Raw genomic sequence first — 23399 nt, 5'->3', positions numbered from 1 at the left:
TGCCGTTAACCCTTCTTACGCCGCTTATCCAAATCCTTCAGCAGCTTATTCACCCCGGCGTCGGCAAACATAGCTTCAAGCGAGGTCGACAGCTTGCGGCGCCAGTTCTTGTACTGGTAGCTCGTCCCCGGAATATTTACCGGTTCCGCCATGCCCAGCCAGTCTTCCGGCTGTAATCCCAGCAGCGCACTGCCGCTGTCTGCGATATAGCGCTGCATCCCACGGTTGAGCGTTGCCGTCATCGCCATCAGCGATGCTTTATGTCCGGCCCGCTTCGGCAGGCAGCCATACTTGTGCAGCCCTTCCAGCAGGCCCTGCTTCGCACGTTCGCGATCCTGATACAGCTCGCTCAGTACTTCCGCATCCGGATACAGCCCCAGGGTTTTACCCAGCGTCAGATCGCCGCTTTCCCAGTAGCCTCGCAGCGTTGGTAAATCGTGGGTGGTCGCTACCGCCATGGACTGTTTTGGCCATGACTGAGGCGCGCGGAACCGCTTCTCGTTGTCGTGTTCAAAATAGAGCACTTTATACGAGTAAACGCCGCTGTCCTTCAGCTTGCCGACGATTTCCACCGGCACCGTACCCAGATCCTCGCCGATCACCATACAGTTATGACGCTTGCTTTCCAGCGCCAGAATCGACAGCAGATCGTCCACCGGATAGTGCACGTAGGCACCTTTATCCGCCGTTTCGCCGTAGGGGATCCACCACAGGCGCAGCATCGACATAACGTGGTCAATGCGCAGCGCGCCGCAGTTGGTCATGTTCGCGCGCAGCATTTCGATGTAAGGCTGATAGCCACGGGCCACGATGACGTGCGGATCCATCGGCGGCAGGCCCCAGTTCTGGCCCAGCGGGCCAAGAATATCCGGCGGTGCGCCAACCGAGGCCTTCAGGCAGTACAGCTCCCGGTCGCACCAGGTTTCCGAGCCGCCTTCCGCCACGCCAACCGCCAGGTCGCGATACAGGCCAATCGGCATCTTAAAGCCCTGGCTGGTCTGCCAGCAGGCTGCAAACTGGACGTGGGCCAGATACTGCAGCCAGAGGCAGAAATTCACCTCATCGCTGTGTTCCTGACAGAACGCTTTGACTTCGGGATTGTGCGCATCGCGGAAGCCTTCCGGCCAGACCGGCCAGCCCCAGCGCATCTCATCTTCTTTCACCTGATAAGCGTGCAGCGCGTCGAAAGCCGCCTGGTAATAAAGGCTGTCGCCGCCGTTGGCCACAAATGCCTGGAACGCCTGCACCTGCTCATCGCGAGCGGTGCGCAGCGAAAACTGTTTCCAGGCCATGTGCAGCGCCGCCATTTTCAGCGCGGTGACGGTGGCATAGTCCACCCACTGCGCGTCACGCGCCGACTGCAAAGTCTGCTGCGTGCTCGGCATCTTCCACCAGGCCTGCGCCTCATCGCTCAGCAGGAAGTCATCCACGCCGTTGACGTCGATATAAATCACGTTCAGCCAGCGGCGCGATGAAGGGCTGTACGGGCTGGCGCTCTCCGGGTTAGCCGGGTAAAGCGCGTGAATCGGGTTCAGGCCGATAAACGACCCGCCGCGCTTCGCCACGTCCACCAGCATGCGCTGCAGATCGCCAAAGTCACCGATGCCCCAGTTGTGGTCCGAACGCAGCGTATAGAGCTGTACGCAGGCACCCCACAGCTTCTTGTCCTGCAGCAGGGCGTCCGGCTCATAGCAGCGCTTCGGCGCGACAATGACGCGGCACTGCCACAGATGTTCGTTCTGGCTGACGGTCAGATCGTGGTAGCCCTCCGGCAGCTTTGCGGGCAGCGCCAGCGTCTTACCGGCCTGCGCGTGCCCCTTATGATGCTTTCCCTCTTCCGTGGTGAGCTGCCAGCTGAATTCGCCGTGGCCCTCCAGCGGCAGCGCCATTCTGGTTCCGGCGGTAAATACCTGCACGTTGGGCACCGGCGCGACCGCCACCTTTTTAGGGGCAGCGGTACGGCTCATGGCTTCCAGCAAACGCAGCTTGGTCTCCGCCGGAATGGCCTGCGGCTTGCCGTGAGCATTGATGTAGTTTGGGCTTATTCCTGCCGCCAGCGCGGCGTTATCAAGGCGTTTGCTGTCCATGTCGTCCCCTTAGCGCTTCGCCTGCCAGATGCGTTGCTGGTAATCGCGGATTGAGCGATCCGAGCTGAACATGCCGCAGCGGGCGGTGTTCAGGATGGCGGCGCGCGTCCAGGCTTCCTGGTCGAGGTAGAGGGCATCCGCCAGCTTCTGCGCTTCGGCGTAGGCCGTGAAGTCCGCCATGACCAGGTACGGGTCGCCGCCCTGCTTGCCGATGCTGTGCAGCATCTGGTCGAAGGCATGCTTATCGCCGTCGGCGTAAATACCTTTCTCCAGCTCTTTCAGCACCGCATCCAGCACTTTATCTTTCTTACGCCATTTAACCGGGTCGTAGCCTTTGGCCTTGAGCGCCTTCACTTCTTCCACCGTGTGGCCGAAGATAAAGATGTTCTCGTTGCCCACCTTCTCGGCGATTTCAACGTTCGCACCGTCCAGGGTGCCCACGGTCAGCGCTCCGTTCAGCGCCAGTTTCATGTTGCCGGTGCCGGAAGCCTCTTTACCCGCAGTAGAAATCTGCTCCGAGATATCCGCCGCCGGGATCATGATTTCCGCAGCAGAGACGCAGTAATCCGGGATAAACACCACTTTCAGCTTGTCGCCAACTACCGGGTCGTTATTAATCGCCTGCGCAACCTTGTTGATAGCAAAGATGATGTTCTTGGCGAGGTAGTAGCCAGGCGCCGCTTTCGCGCCGAACAGATAGACGCGCGGCACGCGGTCAGCCTGCGGGTTCTCGCGGATCTCTTTGTACTGCGCCAGGATGTGCAGCAGGTTAAGGTGCTGACGCTTATATTCGTGCAGACGTTTGATTTGCACGTCGAACAGCGCATCTGGGCTGATGACGATGCCGGTACGCGCCTTCACGAACGCCGCCAGCTTCACTTTGTTCTGGTATTTGATGTCGCGATATTCCTTGCGGAACTTCGCGTCATCGGCGTATTTTTCCAGCCCTTCCAGCACGTCCAGATCGTTCGCCCACTCTTTCTTCAGCTTCTTGTCGAGAAGCCCGGCAAGCGCAGGGTTGCACTGCTTGATCCAGCGGCGCGGCGTAATGCCGTTGGTGACGTTGTGGAATTTGTTCGGCCACAGCTGGTGGTATTCCGGGAACAGATCTTTGACTACCAGATCGGAGTGCAGCGCGGCGACGCCGTTGACCGCAAAGCCGCTCACTACGCACATGTTCGCCATGCGCACCTGCTTGTCGTACACCACCGCAAGCTTCGCCCACACCGCCTCGTCGCCCGGCCAGGTCTTATCCACCAGCTTTTTAAAGCGGGCGTTGATTTCGTTGATGATTTGCATGTGGCGCGGCAGCAGCGCCTTCACCAGCTTCTCGTCCCAGCACTCCAGCGCTTCCGGCATCAGCGTGTGGTTGGTGTAGGCGAAGGTTTTGCTGGTGATAGCCCAGGCGTCGTCCCAGCTCATCTGGTGCTCGTCGATCAGCACGCGCAGCAGCTCAGGAATGGCGATGGTCGGGTGAGTGTCGTTAAGCTGGATCACTTCGTAATCCGCCAGCTCTGCCAGCTTACGGCCCGCCAGGTGATGGCGACGCAGAATGTCCGCCACGGAGCAGGCGCACTGGAAATACTGCTGCATCAGGCGCAGCTTTTTGCCGTTCAGATGGTTGTCGTTCGGGTAGAGAACCTTGGTCAGCTTTTCCGCGTCGATGCCCTGCTGCTCTGCCTTCAGGAAATCGCCGTCGTTGAATTTAGTCAGGTCAAACGGATGGGCATGCTTAGCCTGCCACAGGCGCAGCGGCTGGGCGACGCCGTTACGGTAGCCCAGCACCGGTAGATCCCAGGCTTCGCCCTGGAAGATAAACGCCGGTTCCCAGCGGAGGGTCTTGCCGTCTTTGATTACTTTGCCGCCCACGCCAACCTGCACGTCGAGAGCGGAATTATGCTGGAACCACGGGTAGCTGCCGCGATGCCAGTCGTCCGGCGCCTCCATCTGCTGGCCGTCTTTGAAGGACTGGCGGAACAGGCCGTACTGGTAGTTCAGGCCGTAGCCAATCGCCGACTGGCCGACCGTCGCCATGGAATCCAGGAAACAGGCTGCCAGACGCCCCAGCCCGCCGTTGCCCAGCGCCGGGTCAGTCTCTTCTTCAAGCAGGTCGGTCAGATTGATATCAAAGCCTTTCAGCTCATCCGCCACCTCCTGATACCAGCCGAGGTTCAGCAGGTTGTTGCCCGTCAGGCGGCCAATCAGGAATTCCATGGAGATGTAGTTAACATGACGCTGTTTCGCCTGCGGTTTCGCAACCGGCTGGGCGGCCAGCAGCTCGGCTAACGCGCCGCTCACGGCCTGCCACCACTGGTGCTGGGTCATATCCTGCGCTGAATGCAGGCCAAAACGCTGCCACTGGCGGGTCAGCGCAGCCTGAAATTGTGCTTTATTGAAGGTCGGCTGTGACATAGGGAATCGGGTCCTGTGATTGTTCTAAATTCATTGCCCGCTAGTGTGCCGGGCAGCATGGGCTTATTCCTCATCCTGAGGGGGATTAGACGGGGAGGAGCGGTGGGGATGAGTGAAAAGTGTGATCGCCACCTCTAAACGCCTGCTCCGCGAGGGCGTCAGACCGCCCCAGATTCGGACAACAAACGACCAATTACGTTCGTTTAAGGCTTTCGACTGAAACCGCTTTCTTTTCAGGCCGGGCGCGGATTTCATGCAGCTTCACACCGCGTCAAATGAATGGCTAGCATGAAACTTATTACTTAAAAATATGGAATTGTGACAAGGTGCAACTTACCAGGCACGAAAAGTTCAACATTCTTGCAATAAAGTGCAATCTGGCCGACCTTACATTCAGGCATTAATTACGAAGCGTAAAAAAAATCATTCCTTAATCTTTTTTCCTGCATCTGTCGCGCTGCAACCCTCTCCGGCTGCGGCTCGAAAAATGACGGAAAAGACACAGTGAAGTGACTGACTATGTTGATCCCATCCAAATTGAGTCGCCCGGTACGGCTGGAAAATACCGTGGTTCGCGACCGTCTGCTGGTGAAATTGTCCACCGCCGCCAACTATCGGCTGGCGCTGGTAACAAGCCCGGCAGGCTATGGCAAAACCACGCTGGTCTCCCAGTGGGCCGCAGGGAAAAATGAGTTGGGCTGGTACTCCCTTGATGAGGGCGACAACCAGCAGGAACGCTTTGCCAGCTACCTGATCACCGCCGTTCAGCAGGCGACGGGCGGCCACTGTGTCAGTAGTGAAGTGATGGCCCAGAAGCGCCAGTACGCCAGCCTCTCGTCGCTGTTTGCCCAGCTGTTTATCGAGCTGGCGGAGTGGCACCGTCCGCTGTTCCTGGTGATCGACGACTACCACCTGATCAACAACCCGGTTATTCACGAAGCGATGCGCTTTTTCATCCGCCACCAGCCTGAAAATCTGACGCTGGTGGTGCTGTCGCGTAATCTCCCGCAGCTCGGCATTGCTAATCTGCGCGTGCGCGACCAGCTGCTGGAAATCGGCAGCCAGCAGCTTGCCTTCACCCATCAGGAAGCGAAGCAGTTCTTTGACTGCCGCCTGAACGCGCCCATAGAGCCTGCGGACAGCAGCCGCCTGTGCGACGACGTTGCCGGATGGGCAACCGCCCTCCAGCTTATCGCCCTCTCCGCACGCCAGACCAACACCCCGACGCACCATTCCGCACGCCGCCTGTCAGGCATCAATGCCAGCCACCTGTCCGACTATCTGGTGGATGAAGTGCTCGATAATGTCGATGCCGACACGCGAAACTTCCTGTTACGGAGTTCTATCCTTCGCTCAATGAACGATGCGCTGATCGTGCGCGTAACGGGTGAAGAGAACGGCCAGATGCGGCTGGAAGAGACCGAGCGCCAGGGGCTGTTTTTGCAGCGTATGGACGACTCAGGCGAATGGTTCTGCTTCCATCCGCTGTTCGGCAGCTTCCTGCGCCAGCGCTGCCAGTGGGAGCTCGCCGCCGAATTACCCGATATTCACCGTGCCGCCGCCGAAAGCTGGATGGCGCAAGGCTTCCCGAGCGAAGCCATTCACCACGCGCTCGCTGCGGGCGACGCCAATATGCTGCGCGATATCCTGCTGCACCACGCGTGGGCGCTGTTTAACCACAGCGAGCTGGCGCTGCTGGAAGAGTCGCTGAAAGCCCTGCCGTGGGAAAGCCTGCTGGAAAATCCTAAGCTGGTGCTGCTGCAGGCCTGGCTGATGCAAAGCCAGCACCGCTACAACGAAGTTAACCTGCTGCTGGCGCGGGCCGAGCAGGAAATGAATCTTGAAATGGACGACACGCTGCACGGCGAATTTAACGCCCTGCGCGCGCAGGTCGCCATTAACGACGGCGATCCGGAAGAAGCCGAACGGCTGGCGATGGTCGCTCTCGATATGCTGCCGCTGGCGAATTATTACAGCCGCATTGTGGCAACGTCCGTTCACGGCGAAGTGCTGCACTGCAAAGGTGACCTAACGAAATCCCTTTCCGTCATGCAGCAGACCGAGCAGATGTCCCGCCGCCACGACGTCTGGCATTACGCGCTGTGGAGCCTGATCCAGCAAAGTGAAATCCTGCTGGCGCAGGGCTTTTTGCAGGCGGCGTGGGAGACGCAGGAAAAAGCGTTCATTCTTATTCGCGAGCAGCATCTTGAACAGCTGCCGCTGCATGAGTTCCTGCTGCGCATTCGCGCGCAGCTGCTGTGGGCCTGGTCGCGCCTCGATGAGGCAGAAGCCTCCGCGCGTTATGGTGTGGAAGTGCTCGCCGGTTATCAGCCCCAGCAACAGCTGCAGTGCCTGGCCTTACTGGTCCAGTGCTCGCTGGCCCGTGGGGACCTGGACAACGCCCGTAATCACCTTAACCGTCTGGAAAACCTGTTAGGCAACGGGCCGTACCACAGCGACTGGGTATCGAACGCCGATAAAGTGCGGGTGATTTACTGGCAGATGATCGGCGATAAAAAATCCGCCGCCAACTGGCTGCGCCTGACGCCAAAACCAGAGTTTGCCAATAACCACTTCCTGCAGAGCCAGTGGCGCAACATCGCCCGCGCGCAGATCCTGCTCGGTGAATTCGACCCGGCGGAAATGGTGCTGGAAGAGCTAAACGAAAACGCGCGCAGCCTGCGCCTGATGAGCGACCTCAACCGCAACCTGCTGCTGCTCAACCAGCTTTACTGGCAGTCTGGCCGCAAGAGCGACGCGCAGCGCGTGCTGATGGAGGCGCTGTCGCTGGCTAACCGCACCGGGTTTATCAGCCATTTCGTGATTGAGGGTGAGGCGATGGCGCAGCAGCTCCGCCAGCTGATTCAGCTCAATACCCTGCCGGAGCTGGACCAGCATCGCGCTCAGCGCATCCTGCGCGAGATTAACCAGCACCATCGCCACAAGTTTGCCCACTTCGACGAGAACTTCGTTAACCGTCTGCTGACCCACCCGGAGGTGCCGGAGCTTATCCGCACCAGCCCGCTCACCCAGCGTGAATGGCAGGTTCTGGGGCTGATTTATTCGGGTTACAGTAACGATCAGATCGCGGGGGAGCTGGACGTGGCGGCCACGACCATAAAAACGCACATCCGTAACCTGTACCAAAAGCTGGGGGTCGCGCACCGCCAGGACGCGGTGCAGCATGCGCAGAAGCTGCTGAAGATGATGGGGTATGGGGTCTGATAAATGGCGGATGGCGTTTTCGCTCACCCGCCCTGAATCTTTGAATTCGTAGGTCGGATAAGCCTGCGCCATCCGACGTTTAACGTTAAGAAGCCAAAGAGAGCCGGGCCTTACCGTTCCGCTTTGCCAGCCACTGCGCCACCCGCGCCTGCTGTTCGTCCGTCAGCCACATGCCTAATTTCGTCCGCCGCCAGATAGCATCCTCCACGCGTCTTACCCATTCATGCTCGGCCAGATAGCGCAGCTCGGCCTCGTAAAACTCATGGCCAAAGTCTTCGCCTAAATCGCTGATGCTCGTCGCATCCGCCAGAATCAGCTCGCTGTTGCTGCCGTAGGTTCGGGCAAAGCGACGGGCAAGACCCTCGCTCAGGAACGAATAGCGGCGGCGCAGCTGGGCGGCGAAATCATCGCGATCGCCGGAGATATCCCCACCCGGCAGCCTGCTGTCTTTCGTCCAGGCCGGTCCCATTTTAGGGTAATAGGTTTGCAGCTTGTCCAGCGCGTGCTCGGCCAGCTTGCGGTAGGTTGTCAGCTTGCCGCCAAAGACCGACAGCAGCGGTGCCCTGCCGTTTTCATCGTGAATATCCAGCGTGTAGTCGCGGGTGACCGCCTGCGGAGAGTCGGACTCGTCATCACACAGCGGGCGCACGCCGGAGTAGGTCCACACCACGTCTTCACGGCTCAGGGATTTTTTGAAGTGTTCGTTGTAGACGTCCAGCAGGTACTTCACTTCGCTTTCGTCAATGTGCACCGCTTTCGGATCGCCTTTGTACTCCACGTCCGTCGTGCCGATGATGGAGAATTCGTCCATCCACGGGATCACGAACACGATGCGCTTATCTTCGTTTTGCAGAATGTACGCCTGCTTCTGGTTGTGCACGCGCGGCACCACGATATGGCTGCCCTTGATCAGGCGGATACCATAAGGAGACGGCAGTTTCAGTCCGTCGTCGAAGAAGTCTTTTACCCACGGCCCAGTGGCGTTAACCAGGCCGCGCGCACGCCAGGTAAAGGTTTCGCCGGTGTCGATGTCCTGCGCTTCCACAATCCAGTGGCCGTTTTCACGGCGGGCGCTGGTTGCGCGGGTGCGGGTTTTCACCTCGCCGCCTTTTTGGGTCACCATCTGCGCGTTCGCCAGCACAAGTCGCGCATCGTCCACCCAGCAGTCAGAATATTCGAAACCGCGCACGATTTCGGGCTTCAGTACCGAATCTGCGCCAAAACGCAAACCGGTAGAAGCAGGCAGGCTGGTGCGCTTGCCCAGATGGTCGTACATAAACAGACCGATACGGATCATCCACGCCGGGCGCAGATGCGGGCGGTGCGGCAGGCGGAAGCGCATCGGGAAAGCAATATGCGGCGCCATGTTCAACAGCACCTCACGTTCGGCGAGCGCTTCGCTCACCAGGCGGAATTCGTAGTGTTCCAGGTAGCGCAGGCCGCCGTGGATTAATTTCGAGCTGGCGGATGAGGTGGCGCAGGCCAGGTCCTGCCCCTCCAGCATTAGCACGGACAGGCCGCGGCCCGCGGCGTCAGCTGCAATACCGGCGCCGTTGATACCGCCGCCAATGACAATCAGATCTTTGGTTTCCATGCTGCCCTCACACACTTTCGTTAAAGCTCATAAATGTTCGTTATCGCTCATAATAGCAAGTGACCGGACTTTTGGTAACGAAAAAAAAACATTTCTGCGTGATATGGATAACATTATGGCGTTAATATCAGCGGCCGGAGCTGGCTTTCGCTTAATATTGCGCTCAGCCGGCCCCTTTTCCTTTATCTGCATACGAGCAACGTTATGGATCAATTTGAATGTATTGGTGTGGAAGAAGCACACCAGAAGCTGCACCAGAAGCTGGCGGTATTAGTAGATATCCGCGATCCGCAAAGCTTTGCGATGGGCCACACGCCGGGCGCTTTCCACCTGACTAACGACCGGCTGGTCGCTTTTATGCAGCAGACGGATTTCGACACGCCGGTGATGGTGATGTGCTATCACGGCAACAGCAGCAAGGGCGCGGCCCAGTATTTGCTCCAGCAGGGTTATGACAACGTCTACAGCGTTGACGGCGGCTTTGACGCCTGGCATCGCCATTTCCCGGCGGAAGTCACGCACGGCGCAGCTTGAGGTTAAGAAAAGCGCCGTTAAGCGGGTATACTGCTTCCCTTTGTACGGATTTGGCTGAAACCCTATGATCATGATTACCTCGTTTGCCAACCCCCGGGTTGCGCAGGCGTTCGTCGACTATATGGCGACCCAGGGCGTCGTCCTGACCCTGCAGCAGCATCAGCAGCAAAGCGATGTCTGGCTGGCGGACGACGCTCAGGAAGCCAGAGTCCGCAGCGAACTGGAGCAGTTTCTCGCCAACCCAGGCGATGCGCGCTATCTGGCTGCCAGCTGGTCTGCGGGCGATACCGCAAGCGGGCTGCGCTACCAGCGCTATCCCTTCTTTGCCACCATCAAACAAAAAGCCGGGCCGTTCACGCTGGCGATGATTGCCGCCTGCGTGCTGGTCTATCTGGCGATGCAGGTGATGGGCGATCGTACGGTAATGGCGCTTCTTGCCTGGCCGTACGCGGACAGCCTGAAGTATGAGTTCTGGCGCTATTTCAGCCACGCGCTGCTGCACTTTTCCATACTGCACATCACCTTCAACCTGCTATGGTGGTGGTATCTCGGCGGCCCGCTGGAGAAACGCCTCGGCAGCGGAAAACTCATCGTGCTGACCATTATTTCGGCGCTGCTCAGCGGTTACGTGCAGGCTAAATTCAGCGGCCCGCTGTTCGGCGGCCTGTCCGGTACGGTCTACGCGCTGATGGGCTACGTCTGGCTGCGCGGTGAGCGCGACCCGGAAAGCGGCATCTATATGCAGCGCGGCCTGATGGCCTTTGCCGTGCTGTGGATTGTGCTGGGCTACTTCGATATTTTAGGCATGTCGATTGCCAATGCCGCCCACGTCACCGGATTACTGGTTGGCCTGGCGATGGCAATGGTGGATACCCTGCATGCGCGAAAACGAACATAAGAATCAGAGGTAGGCCTGCGTGAAACAAACACAACGTCACGACGCGATTGTCGAACTGGTTAAAAAACAGGGCTATGTCAGCACCGAGGAGCTGGTAGAGCAGTTTGCGGTCAGCCCGCAGACCATTCGCCGGGATCTGAACGACCTGGCGGATCAGAATTTAATTATGCGCCACCACGGCGGCGCGGCGCTGCCGTCCAGCTCGGTGAACACCTCCTGGCATGACCGTAAAGCTACCCAGACGGCAGAGAAAGAGCGCATTGCACGTAAAGTGGCAAGCCAGATCCCGAACGGCGCCACGCTGTTTATCGACATCGGCACCACGCCGGAAGCGGTTGCCCACGCGCTGCTGGACCACAGCAATCTGCGCGTCGTCACCAACAACCTGAACGTCGCCAACACGCTGATGGTGAAAGAGGATTTCCGCATCATTCTGGCAGGCGGCGAGCTGCGCAGCCGCGACGGTGGGATCATCGGCGAAGCGACGCTCGATTTTATCTCCCAGTTCCGCCTGGACTTCGGCATTCTGGGGATCAGCGGCATCGACAGCGACGGCTCGCTGCTTGAGTTCGACTACCACGAGGTGCGCACCAAAAAGGCGATTATCGAAAACTCCCGCTGCGTGATGCTGGTCGTGGACCACTCCAAATTTGGCCGCAACGCGATGGTCAACCTGGGCAGTATCAGCCTTGTGGATCAGGTATATACCGACGTGCCGCCACCGCCGGGCGTGATGCAGGTGATCAAAGATAACAATCTGGTGCTGGAGCTGTGCTGAGCCTTTAACGGGTTTGCCGGATGACGCTACGCTTATCCGGCCTACGAATCTGAAATGCAGGCACGGCCCATCCGTCTCGATTTGGTAGGGCGGAAAAGCGTAGCGTCTTCCGCCATGTTTTCCCGCCTTAACCTTTAAAGACGAACCGGCTTGATATGCCAGATTTCGTCGGCGTATTCCTGAATCGTCCTGTCGGACGAGAAATAGCCCATGTTGGCAATGTTATGTATGGTGCGGATGGTCCACTCTTCCGGCTGGCGGTACAGCTCGTCCACCTTGTCCTGACAGTCCACGTAGCTGCGGTAGTCAGCCAGCACCTGGTAGTGATCCCCAAAGTTAATCAGTGAATCCAGCAGGTCGCGGTAGCGCGTCGGCTCGCCGGGGCTGAAGGTGCCGCTGCCGATTTGCGTCAGCACCTGGTGCAGCTCTTCATCCTGTTCGTAATACTCGCGCGGCTTGTAGCCGTTGCGCCGCAGCTCTTCGACCTCCTCCGCCGTATTGCCGAAGATAAAGATATTGTCTTCGCCGACGTGCTCCAGCATCTCGACGTTTGCGCCGTCCAGGGTGCCGATGGTCAGCGCGCCGTTGAGGGCAAACTTCATATTGCTGGTGCCGGAAGCCTCGGTGCCCGCAAGCGAAATCTGCTCGGAGAGATCCGCCGCCGGAATAATGATCTGCGCCAGGCTCACGCTGTAGTTCGGAATGAATACCACTTTCAGGCGATCCTTCACGTCCGGATCGTTGTTGATCACCGCCGCCACATCGTTAATGAGATGGATGATGTGCTTCGCCATGTAGTACGCCGAGGCCGCCTTCCCGGCAAAGATATTTACGCGCGGCACCCAGTCCGCCGTTGGGTCGGCCTTGATGCGGTTATAACGCGTGATGACGTGCAGCACGTTCATCAGCTGGCGCTTGTATTCGTGGATGCGCTTGATCTGCACGTCAAACAAAGCGTTAGGGTTTACCACCACGTTCAGCTGCTGGCCGATGTACTCCGCCAGCCGCTTTTTATTGGCAAGCTTCGCTTTACGCACGTCCTGATGCACGGTCGGGTAGTCGATATGCTGCTTCAGCTCGCTAAGCTGGCCGAGATCGGTGCGCCAGGTGCGGCCAATGTTTTCGTCCAGCACGTCTGACAGCGGCGGATTAGCCAGCGCCAGCCAGCGGCGCGGCGTAACGCCGTTGGTTTTATTGCTGAAGCGCATCGGGAAGATGGCGGCGAAGTCGGCAAACAGCGACTGCACCATCAGGTTCGAGTGCAGCTCGGAGACGCCGTTCACCTTGTGGCTGGCGACCACCGCCAGCCAGGCCATGCGCACGCGGCGACCGTTGGACTCATCAATGATCGAGGTGCGTCCCAGCAGGCCGGTATCGCCCGGGTGCTGTTCCTGAAGGGTTTTCAGGAAGTAGTCGTTAATCTCGAAGATGATTTGCAGATGGCGCGGCAGAATTTTGCCGAGCATGTCTACCGGCCAGGACTCCAGCGCCTCGCTCATCAGCGTGTGGTTGGTGTAGGAGAACACCTGGCAGGTCACCTCAAAGGCATCTTCCCAGCTGAATTTATGCTCGTCCATCAGCACGCGCATCAGCTCGGGGATAGACAGCACCGGGTGGGTGTCATTGAGGTGAATGGCGATTTTATCCGCCAGGTTGGCGTAGGTTTTATGCAGCTGATAATGACGGCTGAGAATGTCCTGCACGGTGGCGGAGACCAGGAAGTACTCCTGCCGCAGACGCAGCTCGCGCCCTGAATAGGTCGTGTCGTCCGGGTAAAGCACGCGGGAGACGTTCTCGGAATGGTTTTTATCCTCCACCGCCGCGAAATAGTCACCCTGGTTAAATTTACCGAGGTTGATTTCACTGCTGGCCTGGGCGTTCCACAGGCGCAGGGTGTTGGTCGCATCGGTGTCGTAGCCGGGGATAATCTGGTCGTAGGCCACCGCGAGGATCTCTTCGGTTTCCACCCAGCGGGATTTTTTACCTTCCAGCTGCACGCGCCCGCCGAAACGCACTTTGTAGCGGGTATTGTGTCGCTTAAACTCCCACGGATTACCGTATTCCAGCCAGTAGTCCGGGGACTCTTTCTGCCGCCCGTCCACAATATTCTGCTTGAACATGCCGTAGTCGTAGCGGATACCGTAGCCGCGTCCCGGTAAACCGAGCGTGGCAAGCGAATCGAGGAAGCAGGCCGCAAGACGCCCGAGGCCGCCGTTACCCAGTCCGGGGTCGTTTTCTTCGTCGATCAGCTCTTCAAGATCGAGGCCCATCTCTTCGAGGGCGTTTTTCACGTCGTCATAAATGCCCAGCGACAGCAGCGCGTTGGAGAGCGTGCGGCCAATCAGAAATTCCATCGACAGGTAATAAACCTGACGAACTTCCTGGGAGAGCTGCGCGCGGTTGGAGCGCAGCCAGCGTTCAACCAGCCGGTCGCGGACCGCGAACAGCGTGGCGTTCAGCCACTCGTGCTTGTTGGCAATGGCAGGGTCTTTACCCACCGTAAACATCAGCTTGTACGCTATCGAGTGCTTTAACGCTTCGACGCTCAGCGTAGGCGACGCGTAGGAAAAGGGTGCGTTCATAATCAGTGATTCCTGGATGATTACAACAAGCGTTGATATAGGTCGCGGTAGGACTGCGCCGCTACCTGCCAGCTAAAATCCATATTCATGGCCTGACGCTGGACAAAACGCCACAGCGACGGGCGGGACCACAGCACGAAAGCACGTCTGATCGCGCGCAGCAGCGACCAGGCATTACTGTCTTCAAAGACAAACCCCGTTGCGATTCCGTCCGCCAGATTCTCAAGGGAAGTGTCGGATACCGTATCCGCCAGCCCGCCCGTGCGCCGCACCAGCGGCAAAGTGCCATATTTCAGGCCGTACAATTGCGTTAATCCGCATGGCTCAAACCGGCTTGGGACCAGAATAACGTCCGCGCCGCCCATGATGCGGTGGGAGAACGCTTCGTGATAGCCAATCTGCACGCCAACCTGGCCGGGATGCTCGGCAGCCGCCGCCAGAAAACCTTCCTGTAACACCGGGTCACCCGCCCCCAGCAGCGCCAGCTGGCCGCCCTGTTCCAGCAGCCCCGGCAGCGCTTCGAGCACTAAATCCAGCCCTTTCTGGCTGGTTAAGCGGCTCACGACCGCAAACAGCGGCGCTTTGTCGTTTACCTTCAGGCCCATCGCCACCTGGAGCTGCCGTTTGTTCTCCGCTTTGTCCTCCAGCGAATCGCGGTTGTAGCGCGAACTCAGCAGCAGGTCATGGGCCGGGTCCCAGATTTTGTCATCCACGCCGTTGAGGATGCCGGACAGGCGTCCCTCGCGGTGGCGCTGAGTCAGCAGCCCCTCCATCCCGTAGGCGAAGTGCGCCTCGGTAATTTCCCGCGCGTAGGTCGGGCTGACCGCCGTAATATGATCAGCATAGTAAAGGCCGGCTTTCAAGTACGAAATTTGACCGTTGAACTCCAGGCCGTTGATGTCATAGAACGACCATGGCAGGTCAATTTCATTCATATGATGGGCATAAAACAGCCCCTGGTAGGCCAGGTTGTGGACGGTAAAGACCGACTTTGCCGGGTTGCCGCGCGCGCGCAGATAAGCTGGCGTCAGCCCCGCATGCCAGTCGTGAGCGTGCACGATATCCGGGCGCCAGAACGGATCCAGCCCGCAGGCCATCTCGCTGCCCGCCCAGCCGAGCAGGGCAAAACGCAGCACGTTATCGATATAGGCAAACTGGTTAGTGTCGTGGTACGGGCTACCCGGACGGTCGTATAAATGCGGCGCGTCTATCAGGTAAATCCCCACGCCGTCGAGCTGGCCGTATAACAAAGTCATATGACCCGCGAAGGTATCGCGATGTGACACCACCTGCACATCGGTAATACCGCGACGAATATCAGGAAACGCAGGCAGCAATACGCGTGTTTCCACGCCCCCGGCAATCTGGGCCGCGGGCAGCGCGCCAAGTACATCAGCAAGGCCACCGGTTTTTAACAGTGGGAATATTTCAGAACATACATGTAAGACCTGCATTCTCGCTCCCGTATAGCAAGTCTCGGCGCTGCGTTTTGTCAGGAACAGACGCCGAACGATAAAATGACAGCGCGCGGCACGCGCCGCGCACGGGTCAATCCTTCACTTCTTAACCTTGCAGCCTGGCCAGCATTTCCCGGGTCACCAGCACGATGCCTTCTTCCGAGCGATAGAAACGGCGCCCGTCTTCTTCAGCATTCTCACCAATAACCATGCCTTCAGGGATCACACACGCCCTGTCGATAATGCAGCGGCGCAGACGGCAGGAGCGCCCGACTTTTACGTCCGGCAGCAGCACCGACGAATCGATATTACAAAACGAGTTAACGCGCACCCGCGGGAACAGCACCGACTGCACCACCACCGACCCGGAGATAATGCAGCCGCCGGAGACCAGCGAGTTCAGCGTCATGCCGTGGCTGCCCGAGCGGTCCTGCACGAACTTGGCAGGCGGCAGCGGTTCCATATGGGTACGGATGGGCCATTCCTGGTCGTACATATCCAGTTCCGGCGTCACCGACGCGAGATCCAGGTTGGCCTTCCAGTAGGCTTCAAGCGTCCCCACGTCGCGCCAGTAAGGCTCGGCGTCCGGGTCTGACTGCACGCAGGAGAGCGGGAACGGATGGGCAAACGCCTGGCCGGACTTCATGACGTAGGGGATGATGTCCTTACCGAAATCGTGGCTGGAGTTCTCATCGACGTCGTCGGCCTCAAGCAGCTCGTAGAGGTAATCGGCGTCAAAAACGTAGATCCCCATGCTGGCTAACGCTTTGCTGTCGTCGCCCGGCATCGACGGCGGATGGGCAGGTTTTTCCACGAATTCGATAATTTTGTCTTCTTCGTCAACCGCCATCACGCCGAAGGCCGTCGCTTCATGCAGCGGTACCGGCATACAGGCCACGGTACAGCGCGCCCCTTTTTCGACGTGGTCGATTAGCATGCGCGAGTAGTCCTGCTTGTAGATATGGTCCCCGGCCAGGATCACCACGTACTCGGCCTTGTAGCGACGAATAATGTCGAGGTTCTGGGTGACGGCATCTGCCGTACCGCGATACCAGTTTTCCCCGTGCACGCGCTGCTGCGCGGGCAGGAGATCGACAAACTCGTTCATCTCTTCGCTGAAGAACGACCAGCCACGCTGGATGTGCTGCACCAGCGTGTGCGACTGATACTGGGTGATCACGCCAATACGGCGGATGCCGGAGTTAATGCAGTTCGATAAGGCAAAATCAATAATGCGGAACTTGCCGCCAAAGTGGACGGCGGGCTTCGCGCGCGTAGAAGTTAAGTCTTTTAGTCGGGTACCGCGGCCACCTGCCAGAATCAGCGCAACTGATTTATTCGGCAGCTGTCTTGCCAGCATTAGAGGGTCGTTCTTCTCAAGTCTAACCATGACTGACTCCTTTTTTATGACTTCTGGAATACGCAGACTCCGTGCGCAGGACCATGCCAAACAGCCATCACCACCGGGTTGTCCTCTCCGGCAAAGGGAGGAATGGCTCGCCACTCCCCTTCGGGTAATACGATGTCCGCAACTTCTTCGGTGGCATTTATCGTAATAAGCCAACGTTCACTGAGCAGGATTTGCAGGCGGTGGACGCCGCCTTGCCATTCGTCGGCATTCAGTGGTTGAGCCTCTTTGTTAAGCCAGCGCACATTGTCATCACCGTCCTCCCACCAGCCATTCCGGGTAAGGGCCGGAATGGTCTGGCGCAGATGAATCAACGCCGCGGTAAAAGTCGTTAAACCGTCGTTACAGTGCTCCCAGTCAAGCCAGGTCAGGGCGTTGTCCTGGCAGTAGGCGTTGTTGTTGCCGTGCTGGCTGTGCCCGTGTTCATCCCCCGCCAGCAGCATCGGGGTCCCCTGAGAGAGCAGCAGGGTGGTCAGCAGCGAGTGGACGCTGTCACGCCGCCGCTCTTTGATAATCAGGCTGGCTTCCAGCCCCTCAAAGCCGTAGTTGTTGCTGTAGTTATTGCCCGTCCCGTCGCGGTTATCTTCACCGTTGGCTTCGTTGTGCTTATTGTTGAAGCTCACGCAGTCGCGCAGGGTAAAGCCGTCATGGGCGGTTATTAAGTTGATGCTGGCCGAAGGGCGGCGATCGCCCTCACGGTAGACATCGCTCGATCCGGCAAAGCGGCAGGCGAATCCCCCCAGCGATAAATCCTGCTGCAGCCAGAAGCGGCGCATCCCGTCGCGAAAATGATCGTTCCACTCGGCAAACAGCGGTGGATAGTTCCCCACCTGGTAACCCCCCGCGCCGATATCCCAGGGTTCCGCGATCAGTTTGATCTGCGACAGCACGGGATCGTTCTTGATCGCCTCAAACAGCGGCGCATCCTGACGAAACTCCGGGGTTCGCCCCATGATCGACGCCAGATCGAAGCGGAAGCCGTCAACGTGGCAGCTGTCGACCCAGTAACGCAGGCAGTCCACCATCTGGCTGACCACCCCAGGCGTGCTGAGATTCAGCGCGTTACCGCAGCCCGTCCAGTTGTGGTAATCGCCGTTGTCCATTAACCAATAATAGCTACGGTTATCGATTCCGCGCAGGGAGAAGGTCGGCCCGTCCAGATCCAGCTCCGCGCTGTGGTTAAGCACGATGTCCAGAATCACTTCGATGCCCGCCTTGTGCAGCGCTTTGATTGCCCCGCGTAGTTCGTTGGCGGCGTTGAGCGGATTATGATTAACGGCGTAATAGCCTTCCACGGCGTAGAACGCCCGCGGGTTGTAGCCCCAGTAGTTGCTCAGCCCTAAGTGAGCCACGCGCGGCTCGGTGACAAAATGCGCCACCGGCAGCAGTTCGATCGCCGTGATCCCCAGGCGTTTGAAATACGCGATCATTACCGGATGACCGAGCGCGGCGTAGGTGCCGCGGATCTCCTCGGGAATGCCGGGATGCTTCAGCGTCAGGCCGCGAACGTGGGCCTCATAAATAATCGTGTTGCCCCACGGCGTGCGCGGATGCTCGTCGTCTTCCCAGTCGAACGTCTCCCTTACCACCACGCACTTCGCCATCTCATGGGCGTCGTCCTGCATGTCCGGCTGGTCATGGCCGCCGTGGAAATGGGGATGGTCGTTCAGGCCGCCAACCACCACGCGGGCGCAGGGATCGAGCAGCAGCTTCGCCGGATTAAAACGATGGCCGTTATGCGGCTCCCACGGGCCGTGAACCCGGTAGCCATACAGCAGGCCCGGTTTGGCATTGGGTAGATAGCCGTGCCAGATGTCCCCGGTGCGCACCGGCAGGTCATAGCGCTGTTCGTGGCCGTGCTCGTCAAAGACGCACAGCTCCACCTTGTGCGCATGGGCGGAAAACAGCGTGAAGTTCACCCCTTTTCCGTCATAGTGCGAGCCGTACGGCGCCGAATTCCCGGCGGTAAGCTGCGTCATTCGCCCTCCCGGACCAGCCAGATGGTGGCCAGCGGCGGCAGCGTGATGCTCAGGGAGTGCTCGCGCCCGTGGCTGGCGATTTCTTCGCTGTGGACAATGCCGCTGTTGCCGGCGTTGCTGCCGTGATAGTGCATGGAGTCGGTGTTCAGCTCTTCGCGCCAGCTGCCCGGCTGGTTGATGCCGAAACGATAGTTATGGCGCGGCACCGGCGTGAAGTTAGCAGCAACGATCACCTCATTGCCCTCTGAGTCACGGCGCACGAAGATAAATACCGAGTTGGCTTTGTCTTCCACCACCAGCCATTCAAAGCCGTACGGATCAAAATCAAGCTCATGCATGGCGGCGTGGTGGCGATAGGTGCGGTTCAGGTCGCGCACCAGACGCTTCACGCCGTGGTGCCAGTTGTCGCCGCCTTCCAGCAGGTGCCAGTCCAGGCTGCTGTCGTGGTTCCACTCGCGGCCCTGGGCGAACTCGTTGCCCATAAACAGCAGCTTCTTGCCGGGGAAGGCCCACATCCAGCCGTAGTAGGCGCGCAGGTTGGCAAACTTCTGCCACGCGTCGCCCGGCATTCTGTCCAGAATCGATTTCTTGCCGTGAACGACCTCATCGTGGGACAGCGGCAGCACGAAGTTTTCGGTGCTGTTGTAGAGCATGCCGAAGGTCATTTTGTCGTGATGATGCTGACGATAGACCGGGTCGAGCTTCATGTAGTCCAGGGTGTCGTGCATCCAGCCCAGGTTCCACTTGAACCAGAAGCCCAGGCCGCCCATTGACGGCGGACGCGACACGCCCGCGAAGTCGGTGGACTCTTCCGCCATGGTGACCGCGCCGGGCGTTTGCTCGCCAATAATACGGTTGGTGCTGCGCAGGAACTCGATGGCCTCTAAGTTTTCGCGCCCGCCTTTGTCGTTAGGTATCCACTCCCCCGGCTCGCGGCTGTAGTCGCGGTAAATCATCGAGGCCACCGCATCCACGCGCAGGCCGTCTATGCCGAAGCGTTCAATCCAGTACAGGGCGTTGCCGACCAGATAGTTGCTGACTTCGCGGCGTCCGTAGTTGTAGATCAGCGTGTTCCAGTCCTGATGAAAACCTTCGCGTGGGTCGCCGTGCTCGTAAAGCGAGGTGCCGTCAAACTTCGCCAGCCCGGCGTCATCCGTCGGGAAGTGGCCGGGCACCCAGTCGAGCAGCACGTTCAGCCCTGCGGCGTGGGCAGCGTTGATGAAGTAGCGGAAGTCTTCCCGCGTGCCGAACCGCCGGGTTGGCGCATACAGCCCCTGCGGCTGGTAGCCCCAGCTGCCGTCAAACGGGTGTTCGTTAATCGGCAGCAGCTCAAGGTGCGTGAAGCCCATCTCTTTGACGTACGGCACCAGCTGGTCCGCCAGCTCGCGGTAGCTTAGCCAGAAATTGTTGTCCGCGTGACGGCGCCACGAGCCGAGATGCACTTCATAGATGGAGATTGGCTGGTCGAAGCCGTTGGCCTTTTGCCGCGCCGGGCTGAGCACGGTTTTCTCCGGCAGGCCGCAGATAAGGGAAGCCGTATCCGGGCGCATCTGGGACTCAAAGGCATAGGGATCGGCCTTCAGGCGCAGGTTGCCTTCGATATCGATCAGCTCAAATTTATAAAGCTGGCCGGGATGCGCACCGGGGATAAACAGCTCCCAGATGCCGCTCTCGCGGCGCAGGCGCATCGGGTGACGGCGGCCATCCCAGTAGTTAAACTGGCCCACTACGGAGACGCGGCGGGCGTTCGGTGCCCAGACGGAGAAGCGGGTACCCGTTACGCCGTCCATCGTGTCGGCATGGGCGCCCAGGGTTTCATAAGGGCGCAGGTGGGTGCCTTCGGACAGCAGCCAGCTGTCCATCTCCTGAATCAAAGGGCCAAAGCGATAGGGGTCATCAATCAGATTTTCCTGACCGTGCCAGACGACGGCCAGCTGATAGCGAAAAGGATTTTTGCGGCGCTGAATGATGCCGCTGAAGAAGCCGCGTGAGTCGAGGCACTCAAGCTTGCCGACCTTGCGGCCGGTTTTCGGTTCGATAACCCAGACTTCGGTGGCGTCAGGCAACAGGGCGCGGACTTCCAGCCCGGCTTCTGTTTTATGCATCCCCAGCAGGGAAAAGGGGTCGGCGAAATGACCCGCAATAAGCGCATTGATCGCGTCTTTATCTGGAAGAACAGACATGGTATTCGTCCTGTTTTTTGTACGTGCCCCACAACCCGGCACTTATCATTGACCCTAACGGACAGCGTAAAAAGAACTCCTGTAAGCTGCTCCGCCCAACTAATCATCATGACGGTTTCTTCCGCCCTGACTTAAGCATAGCCAACGTGCTGTTTTACTCCTGGAAAATAATGGCCAACATCACTACATCCATGTATGACGCGAAAAAAAAGGGGCTGCAATGCCCCTTTGGTATGTAAGTGTAATTATGCGAGCAGCCGCAACATTCTGCGCAACGGCTCGGCGGCACCCCACAAAAGTTGGTCGCCCACGGTGAACGCGGAAAGATACTCCGGCCCCATATTCAGCTTGCGCAGACGGCCAACCGGCGTGGTCAGCGTGCCGGTTACCGCCGCAGGGGTCAGTTCACGCATGGTGACGTCGCGGTCGTTTGGCACCACTTTCGCCCAGTCGTTATGGGAAGCGAGCATCGCCTCGATGGTTGGAATCGAAACGTCTTTCTTCAGCTTGATGGTGAAGGCCTGGCTGTGGCAGCGCAGCGCGCCAACGCGGACGCAAAGCCCGTCAACCGGGATCGCGGTGCTGCTGTTTAAAATCTTGTTGGTCTCCGCCTGGCCTTTCCACTCTTCGCGGCTCTGGCCGTTATCCAGCTGCTTGTCGATCCACGGGATCAGGCTGCCCGCCAGCGGCACGCCGAAGTTGTCCACCGGCAGATTGCCGCTGCGGCCAAGGTCAGTCACTTTGCGTTCGATATTGAGGATGGCGGATGCCGGATCTGCCAGTTCGGTCGCCACTTCGCCGTATAGCTGGCCCATCTGGTTTAGCAGCTCGCGCATATGGCGCGCCCCGCCGCCGGATGCTGCCTGATAAGTCGCCACGGATACCCAGTCAACCAGGTCGTTAGCAAACAGGCCGCCCAGCGACATCAGCATCAGGCTTACGGTGCAGTTGCCGCCCACAAAGGTTTTCACGCCTTTGTTCAGGCCTTCCTGGATAACGTGCTGGTTTACCGGGTCAAGGATGATGATGGCGTCGTCGTTCATGCGCAGCGAAGAGGCCGCGTCAATCCAGTAGCCCTGCCAGCCGCTTTCACGGAGCTTTGGGTAGATTTCATTGGTATAATCGCCACCCTGGCAAGTAATGATGATATCCAGTGCCTTCAGTGCTTCCAGATCGTAGGCGTCCTGAAGCGTGCCGGTAGACTGGCCAGCAAAAGACGGGGCGGCAAGGCCCAGCTGAGAAGTAGAGAAGAAAACGGGACGAATGGCGTCAAAATCACGCTCTTCTACCATGCGCTGCATGAGTACAGAGCCGACCATACCGCGCCAGCCAATAAAACCTACATTTTTCATAGCGACTTATCCTGCAGAGATGTTTGTTGTGTGCATTTAGGGAACGTCACCCCACATTACAAAATGCAGCCAAAGTCGCAAGTGAATTTAATCAATGATATCCGCGCTATCAGTAATACAGCTTATTAGCCGGATTTTTTTAGATTTTCGGGAAAAACAGATGAACGATATTTTATCCGCGGCGGTGCTGCTGATTCTGATTATGGATCCGCTGGGCAACCTGCCTATTTTTATGTCAGTGCTAAAACACACGGAGCCAAAGCGCCGCCGGGCGATCATGATCCGCGAACTGCTTATCGCGCTGATTATCATGCTGATTTTCCTGTTCGCCGGGGAAAAAATTCTCGCCTTCCTTAACCTGCGCGCGGAAAGCGTGTCGATTTCAGGCGGGATTATCCTGTTCCTGATCGCCATTAAAATGATTTTCCCAAGCCACGACGGCGGCAACGCCAGCGGCCTGCCCGCGGGTGAAGAACCCTTTATCGTCCCGCTGGCCATCCCGTTAGTTGCCGGGCCGACGCTGCTGGCAACGTTAATGCTGCTCTCACACCAGTATCCCAATCAGATGGGCCATTTAGTGGCGGCGCTGATGCTGGCATGGGGCGGCACGGTGGCCATTTTGCTGCAATCGTCGCTGTTTTTACGTCTGCTGGGCGAAAAAGGTGTTAACGCGCTGGAAAGGCTGATGGGCCTGGTGCTGGTGATGCTGGCAACGCAGATGTTCCTGGACGGCATCCGCGTCTGGATGAAAGGGTAGGTTTTACCGCGGGGAATGCAGTTTTGTAGGGTGGAGCAGCGCCATCCACCATTGACGGTTTTTATGTCGGATGACGCTGCGCTTATCCGACCTACGACAGAGAGAAAGCCTGTTTTTGTAGGGTGGATCAGCGTCAGCGCCATCCACCATTGA

Annotated in this window: 14 protein-coding genes; 5 read left to right on the top strand and 9 right to left on the bottom strand. The window is 58.6% G+C overall.

Going from position 1 to position 23399, the window contains the following annotated elements; genetic code table 11:
- Positions 1 to 5: 5 nt before the first annotated feature.
- Both malQ and malP read right to left on the bottom strand, forming a co-directional pair.
- Positions 6 to 2087, bottom strand: coding sequence for a 4-alpha-glucanotransferase (gene malQ, locus AAE045_RS15120; protein ID WP_455548434.1), 2082 nt, complete (start codon positions 2085 to 2087; stop codon positions 6 to 8).
- A gap of 9 nt (positions 2088 to 2096) precedes the next feature.
- On the bottom strand, positions 2097 to 4499 hold the full coding sequence (gene malP, locus AAE045_RS15115) for a maltodextrin phosphorylase (RefSeq protein WP_455548433.1): 2403 nt from the start codon (positions 4497 to 4499) through the stop codon (positions 2097 to 2099).
- A gap of 519 nt (positions 4500 to 5018) precedes the next feature.
- On the opposite strand from malP, the gene malT reads away from it, so the two are divergent.
- The gene (gene malT / locus AAE045_RS15110) at positions 5019 to 7724 is read left to right on the top strand and encodes an HTH-type transcriptional regulator MalT (RefSeq protein ID WP_455548432.1); all 2706 of its coding nucleotides are present in this window, start codon (positions 5019 to 5021) and stop codon (positions 7722 to 7724) included.
- 85 nt (positions 7725 to 7809) lie between these two features.
- Here malT and glpD read toward each other — a convergent pair whose 3' ends face one another.
- Entirely contained in the window at positions 7810 to 9318 is a 1509-nt protein-coding gene (gene glpD / locus AAE045_RS15105) for a glycerol-3-phosphate dehydrogenase (protein WP_455548431.1), read from the bottom strand.
- A gap of 204 nt (positions 9319 to 9522) precedes the next feature.
- On the opposite strand from glpD, the gene glpE reads away from it, so the two are divergent.
- The 3 genes from glpE to AAE045_RS15090 all read left to right on the top strand — a co-directional run bounded on the left by glpE (position 9523) and on the right by AAE045_RS15090 (position 11528).
- A complete protein-coding gene (gene glpE / locus AAE045_RS15100; RefSeq protein ID WP_455548430.1) occupies positions 9523 to 9852 on the top strand; it encodes a thiosulfate sulfurtransferase GlpE in 330 nt (109 codons plus the stop codon).
- 64 nt (positions 9853 to 9916) lie between these two features.
- Entirely contained in the window at positions 9917 to 10750 is an 834-nt protein-coding gene (gene glpG, locus AAE045_RS15095) for a rhomboid family intramembrane serine protease GlpG (protein WP_455548429.1), read from the top strand.
- Positions 10751 to 10769: 19 nt separating this feature from the next.
- Positions 10770 to 11528, top strand: a complete 759-nt coding sequence (locus AAE045_RS15090; RefSeq protein ID WP_455426580.1) for a DeoR/GlpR family transcriptional regulator — start codon at positions 10770 to 10772, stop codon at positions 11526 to 11528.
- 134 nt (positions 11529 to 11662) lie between these two features.
- Here AAE045_RS15090 and glgP read toward each other — a convergent pair whose 3' ends face one another.
- The 6 genes from glgP to asd all read right to left on the bottom strand — a co-directional run bounded on the left by glgP (position 11663) and on the right by asd (position 22489).
- Positions 11663 to 14110 carry a glycogen phosphorylase gene (gene glgP, locus AAE045_RS15085; protein WP_455548428.1) on the bottom strand — a complete coding sequence of 816 codons (2448 nt, stop codon included), beginning with the start codon at positions 14108 to 14110 and terminating at the stop codon, positions 11663 to 11665.
- A 20-nt stretch (positions 14111 to 14130) separates the two neighbouring features.
- A complete protein-coding gene (gene glgA, locus AAE045_RS15080; RefSeq protein ID WP_455548427.1) occupies positions 14131 to 15564 on the bottom strand; it encodes a glycogen synthase GlgA in 1434 nt (477 codons plus the stop codon).
- A gap of 109 nt (positions 15565 to 15673) precedes the next feature.
- Positions 15674 to 16957, bottom strand: coding sequence for a glucose-1-phosphate adenylyltransferase (gene glgC / locus AAE045_RS15075; RefSeq protein ID WP_455548426.1), 1284 nt, complete (start codon positions 16955 to 16957; stop codon positions 15674 to 15676).
- Positions 16958 to 16971: 14 nt separating this feature from the next.
- A complete protein-coding gene (gene glgX, locus AAE045_RS15070) occupies positions 16972 to 18954 on the bottom strand; it encodes a glycogen debranching protein GlgX (RefSeq protein WP_455548425.1) in 1983 nt (660 codons plus the stop codon).
- On the bottom strand, positions 18951 to 21137 hold the full coding sequence (glgB, locus tag AAE045_RS15065; protein WP_455548424.1) for a 1,4-alpha-glucan branching enzyme: 2187 nt from the start codon (positions 21135 to 21137) through the stop codon (positions 18951 to 18953). The genes glgX and glgB overlap by 4 nt, the downstream gene beginning before the upstream one ends.
- A gap of 245 nt (positions 21138 to 21382) precedes the next feature.
- Positions 21383 to 22489 carry an aspartate-semialdehyde dehydrogenase gene (asd, locus tag AAE045_RS15060; RefSeq protein WP_455548423.1) on the bottom strand — a complete coding sequence of 369 codons (1107 nt, stop codon included), beginning with the start codon at positions 22487 to 22489 and terminating at the stop codon, positions 21383 to 21385.
- 160 nt (positions 22490 to 22649) lie between these two features.
- On the opposite strand from asd, the gene AAE045_RS15055 reads away from it, so the two are divergent.
- Positions 22650 to 23246 carry a YhgN family NAAT transporter gene (locus tag AAE045_RS15055; RefSeq protein ID WP_202305403.1) on the top strand — a complete coding sequence of 199 codons (597 nt, stop codon included), beginning with the start codon at positions 22650 to 22652 and terminating at the stop codon, positions 23244 to 23246.
- Positions 23247 to 23399: the final 153 nt, after the last annotated feature.

It is taken from the genome of Dryocola clanedunensis (assembly GCF_038405435.1).
GTDB classification, from domain to species: Bacteria; Pseudomonadota; Gammaproteobacteria; order Enterobacterales; family Enterobacteriaceae; genus Dryocola; species Dryocola clanedunensis_A.
The sequence above is the reverse complement of the archived record's forward strand: the minus strand, read 5'-3'. Positions and strand labels throughout refer to the sequence as shown.

What these genes read in the sequence shown, in the direction of transcription:
- malQ (WP_455548434.1), bottom strand. Translation starts at nt 2,087, where the DNA reads ATGGACAGCAAACGCCTTGATAACGCCGCGCTGGCGGCAGGAATAAGC.
- malP (WP_455548433.1), bottom strand. Translation starts at nt 4,499, where the DNA reads ATGTCACAGCCGACCTTCAATAAAGCACAATTTCAGGCTGCGCTGACC.
- malT (WP_455548432.1), top strand. Translation starts at nt 5,019, where the DNA reads ATGTTGATCCCATCCAAATTGAGTCGCCCGGTACGGCTGGAAAATACC.
- glpD (WP_455548431.1), bottom strand. Translation starts at nt 9,318, where the DNA reads ATGGAAACCAAAGATCTGATTGTCATTGGCGGCGGTATCAACGGCGCC.
- glpE (WP_455548430.1), top strand. Translation starts at nt 9,523, where the DNA reads ATGGATCAATTTGAATGTATTGGTGTGGAAGAAGCACACCAGAAGCTG.
- glpG (WP_455548429.1), top strand. Translation starts at nt 9,917, where the DNA reads ATGATCATGATTACCTCGTTTGCCAACCCCCGGGTTGCGCAGGCGTTC.
- glgP (WP_455548428.1), bottom strand. Translation starts at nt 14,110, where the DNA reads ATGAACGCACCCTTTTCCTACGCGTCGCCTACGCTGAGCGTCGAAGCG.
- glgA (WP_455548427.1), bottom strand. Translation starts at nt 15,564, where the DNA reads ATGCAGGTCTTACATGTATGTTCTGAAATATTCCCACTGTTAAAAACC.
- glgC (WP_455548426.1), bottom strand. Translation starts at nt 16,957, where the DNA reads ATGGTTAGACTTGAGAAGAACGACCCTCTAATGCTGGCAAGACAGCTG.
- glgX (WP_455548425.1), bottom strand. Translation starts at nt 18,954, where the DNA reads ATGACGCAGCTTACCGCCGGGAATTCGGCGCCGTACGGCTCGCACTAT.
- glgB (WP_455548424.1), bottom strand. Translation starts at nt 21,137, where the DNA reads ATGTCTGTTCTTCCAGATAAAGACGCGATCAATGCGCTTATTGCGGGT.
- asd (WP_455548423.1), bottom strand. Translation starts at nt 22,489, where the DNA reads ATGAAAAATGTAGGTTTTATTGGCTGGCGCGGTATGGTCGGCTCTGTA.
- AAE045_RS15055 (WP_202305403.1), top strand. Translation starts at nt 22,650, where the DNA reads ATGAACGATATTTTATCCGCGGCGGTGCTGCTGATTCTGATTATGGAT.